Source organism: Microcystis sp. M090S1 (genome assembly GCF_020246295.1).
GTDB lineage: Bacteria > Cyanobacteriota > Cyanobacteriia > Cyanobacteriales > Microcystaceae > Microcystis > Microcystis aeruginosa.
In genome coordinates, this window is the sequence record NZ_JADBTF010000291.1 from 1 (window position 1) to 3,866 (window position 3,866).

The window sequence follows — 3,866 nt, forward strand, 5'->3', positions numbered from 1 at the left end:
TAGCTTTAACTTTAAACTCTAAGACAAACATTTTACACAGGGGGGACTTAGACAAAATCAGTATAGCACAATAAAAGTTAAGTTAACAAGATATAGTTTAAAAAGCCGTCCTAAAAGGACGGGGCTTTAACCCAAAATTTCGGTAAGAGTCGCTAGTGAACCCCGTTAGCCTTGGAGACTTCCTTGCTAGACACCATTTCCACCCTATCCTCAAAACTAACAGCGATCGAAACCACGGGAAATCCTCTCCCGAAAGTTGCTACTTGTTCCTCTACCTGTCGTTACTGTCGGTTTTATAAGTTTCAGGGGAGAGGAAATGGCTATTGTCAACGCTTGGGAGTCCCTGTTCACAGTCATTGGCGCGCCTGTCCTTTAATTTGTCCACCTTTTGCCCCTTCTTGGGAAAGGTCGGAAAATGGGTAATTCTAAGTAGTTATCTGGATTTTACCACCTGTATCGAGCAATTTTCTCCCCATCCCGCTCCGTGCGAGGATGGGGTTTTAATCGAAACCGATGCTTTCCACTCCACCGCTATCGGGACTGGTGGCGACAAAATAGAGAATTCCCGACCCTAGACAAGCGATCGCTATACTAAAGCAAATAATCCAGACTTGAGCAGGTTCATAGCTATTACTATCGATCGCCCGACGGATGAGAAAATAGTGGCGCGTGGCGATGACAACGGTTAATAATCCCACCATAGCGAAGACAAAACCCAACAACCAACCTAGTCCTAGAGATGACGAAGATGCTGTCCGTAAACGCAAAATGACCAGACCAAAACCCATCAAAGCGATCGAGGCGCGCATCCAAGACAGATAGGTGCGTTCGTTGGCCGAATGATCTCGCCAGTAATCAGCGTTAAATTTCTGCTTTGTCTTTCGGGATTTAAACAGCATAGAGGAGTTCCTCGCAGTGAACTTCAATAAAATCAAGTATTCTTTCTTATGGTTTTAATAAATTGTTTTTATCATTTAGTTTTTCGCTTATCTTTAGCCAATTCAAGGGACTTAAGCAGATTATCATCCATAAATAGGGGAAGTTTACCGTCCCATCTTTCGATCGCTTTGTTCTGTAAAACTTCTGGACTTAAGGAATCTTGGAGAATGCGATGAGCTGCCGCCTCTCCCTTAGCCAGATTGATTTTTACTTCCGATTCTTTCAGAGCTTTCAGCACCATAAAACCGGCTTTTTTAGCTTCCTGTTCGGCAATTTGTTTGGCTTCCACCGCATCGGTAAAGCGATCAGAAAAGTTGACATGAACCAAAGAAATATCATCGACACCGATATGATAATTTTTCATTCTTTCGGTCAAACGAATATCCACTTCCCCTTTCACCTCCTCCCGTTTAGTAATTAATTCTTCGGCGGTATATTTAGCCATAACTGCCTTGAGAATTTCCTCAACTGCTGGATCGATCACTCGTTCAATGACAGCCGCTTCATCGCCAATTTGTTGAAAAATAGTATTAACTTCTGATGCTAAAATATGCCAATTCAGGGCCACATCTGTGAATACTTCCTGTAGGTCTTTGGAGGAAGCTTCGGCCGCTATCTGTTGTTTTTGAATTCTCACACTTAGTTTTTTCACCGTGTTAACAACGGGAATAATCCCGTGAATACCCTCATTAAGTATTTTATCCTGTACTTGACCAAAGACCATTAAAACTCCTCTTTCTCCCGCATTGACAATCACGAAAGGATTAAAAATAATCGCCAAGATTAATAACAAAAAAAAGAGATTACTTGGTCTAGCTAAAAGACGGATTTTGAGCATTTTAATTGATAATAGAGATAGTTGATGGGATGGGTTTGCAAATAAATAAAAGGGCTGATTTTAGGTTGTTAATTAGCGATAGCTTTATCTATTTTAAGAATTTTAGCAACTAGAAAATGAAGGTAAACTTGTCCTATATTATTTAGATGAAGTCAGATTTAGTCTCGTTATTTATTTCCCTTCTAGCTGGCAAAATATCGGGAAATAATTGTCTATTTATAGTTATCATAGTCGCCGATTAAATGTTTTAGCAATCATGAATTACAACGATTATCTCGTTAGGTTTAGTCAGAAACTTGACCAAAAAGGCATTTATTTATCCAAGAAAGGAATCGGGGTTATCCAGAAGCAATTTTAACGGAGGCAGGGGGCAGGAGGCAGGGGGCAGGAGGCCGTTTTTGTAACGGGGATTTATGCCCCGCTCCAAAAACTTTTCGCCTTAAGGCGAGGTTTTAGACCCGATTTTTTCGATAACAAAATTTCCCTTGTCTTAAATGGTACATTCTCATTCCACCAGTCTAGCTGGTACTTTCTTTTGTAGCAATTACCTTAACACAATCTAGTTTCGGTATAAAAGATATTTTGTATAAAGGATATCTGGATAAATTGACTCGCAGAAGATGGCTATGATAGAACCCTAAATACAGTAAACGGATAAGCCTACTGTACCTAATTCCATCCCCTAACGAGGTCATTTATCGATGAGTCATCTTTTCATGCGGTCGCAGCACCTCGCCGCTCTTTTCAAAATCGCCGCCACGATGACCGGAGTGGCCTTAGCTCTAACGACTGGAACACCCGCGCGCGCGGCGGGTGTTCTCCCCTTTTCCTTTCAAACCAACGTTACCGCGAGTCCGGACCTAACCGGAAATCCTAATCTTCTCAACGATCCCACTAGAGATGTCCGTCTCGATTCGGTGGTTTTCAACGGTTTAACGGTCAGTCAGTTTGATCTGGTCAATGCGGGTCGGGTTATCCGCAACGATACCGCCGACGTTACCGTGGGGGGAGTCACATATACTAACGGAATTCTCCATGCGGGTCACGGACCGAACACGACTAGCGATCCCCTGGTCGGGGAGGGTCCAGCGAAACCGAACCCCACCGACGCGGATATCGCCGCCAGTTTGGGCAATTTAAACCTGAATAGTCTCCTCGTAACCCGTGAGAACGCCGATACTGCAATTATCGAGGTTTCTTTCCTCCGACCGGTGAATACGTTCTTTTTCTGGGAACGGGGGGGAACGCCGGGGGGAACCGTTGCGGGGGATAGCGATTTACTGGTGGAAGCGCTCGCGGACGATGGAACGACGGTCTTAGCCAGTTATAAAATTTTACGCGCGAACTACACGAAAGCGGACTATAACATCAGCACGATCGTTCCTCCCGTCCTCAACAACGGCCCGTTCAATATTGGTTCGATCGGGATTCGGCTCGACGGTATCCGCGCGCGAACTCTGCGCTTAACTAGCGAGCGCAATAACGATCCCCAACGTTTGAACGGAGTCGGCGATAACGGGCCAGATTTCAAAGTAATCGCCGCCGATGTCAAGGTTCCCGAACCGAGTGTCGTGTTCGCCACCCTACTCGCAGGAAGTCTTGGAATCTTTGTGAAACGAGGCAAGGATCGTTCTACTCGCAGTAGGATAGGAAGTGAATGCTTTAAAGGCGGTTTAAATGCTATCGACCAGCGAACTGTCATTCATGAAAAAATAGCGATAAATGGGTTAAAACCCTCTATTTATCCATTATTAAGGAGATAATCACCCTTTTTCCTCGATCGCACAGATCGAGGAATTTGCCCTTTATTTCCCTCCCTGAGCGCCCATGTCTGACCGTTACCGTTTCGAGACGCTGCAAGTACACGACACGCCGGCCAGGAACCTGCCCCCGGAACCAACGCCCGCGCCGTTCCCATCTATCTCAAGGTCGCGAGAGGACTCCCGTTAAACCGCTACGCAGTTAACGGGAGATGAATCGCGACCAGAATGAAACTAACGCGGTAGGGTTTCCACTTTCGGGGAGTTTTGGTTCTCGACGTATTTTTTGGCTCTTCGGGAATTGTTATGCAAATAATTAACTTAAAATA

General features: G+C 44.7%; 4 protein-coding genes. 2 read left to right on the forward strand and 2 right to left on the reverse strand.

Annotation, left to right across the window (positions count from 1 at the left end):
- Positions 1-183 precede the first annotated feature (183 nt).
- Positions 184-423, forward strand: coding sequence for a hypothetical protein (locus tag IM477_RS12645; RefSeq protein WP_223213076.1), 240 nt, complete (start codon positions 184-186; stop codon positions 421-423).
- A 77-nt stretch (positions 424-500) separates the two neighbouring features.
- On the opposite strand, the gene IM477_RS12650 is transcribed toward IM477_RS12645, so the two are convergent.
- Together IM477_RS12650 and IM477_RS12655 are read right to left on the reverse strand one after the other, a co-directional pair.
- Positions 501-899 (reverse strand): YidH family protein, encoded by a 399-nt coding sequence (locus IM477_RS12650; protein ID WP_287732016.1) that lies wholly within the window; start codon positions 897-899, stop codon positions 501-503.
- A gap of 71 nt (positions 900-970) precedes the next feature.
- A complete protein-coding gene (locus tag IM477_RS12655) occupies positions 971-1,777 on the reverse strand; it encodes a prohibitin family protein (RefSeq protein ID WP_287732017.1) in 807 nt (268 codons plus the stop codon).
- 701 nt (positions 1,778-2,478) lie between these two features.
- Between IM477_RS12655 and IM477_RS12660 the strand changes: the two genes are divergently transcribed.
- The gene (locus tag IM477_RS12660; RefSeq protein ID WP_287732018.1) at positions 2,479-3,540 is read left to right on the forward strand and encodes an exosortase-dependent surface protein XDP2; all 1,062 of its coding nucleotides are present in this window, start codon (positions 2,479-2,481) and stop codon (positions 3,538-3,540) included.
- The last annotated feature ends 326 nt before the right edge of the window (positions 3,541-3,866 follow it).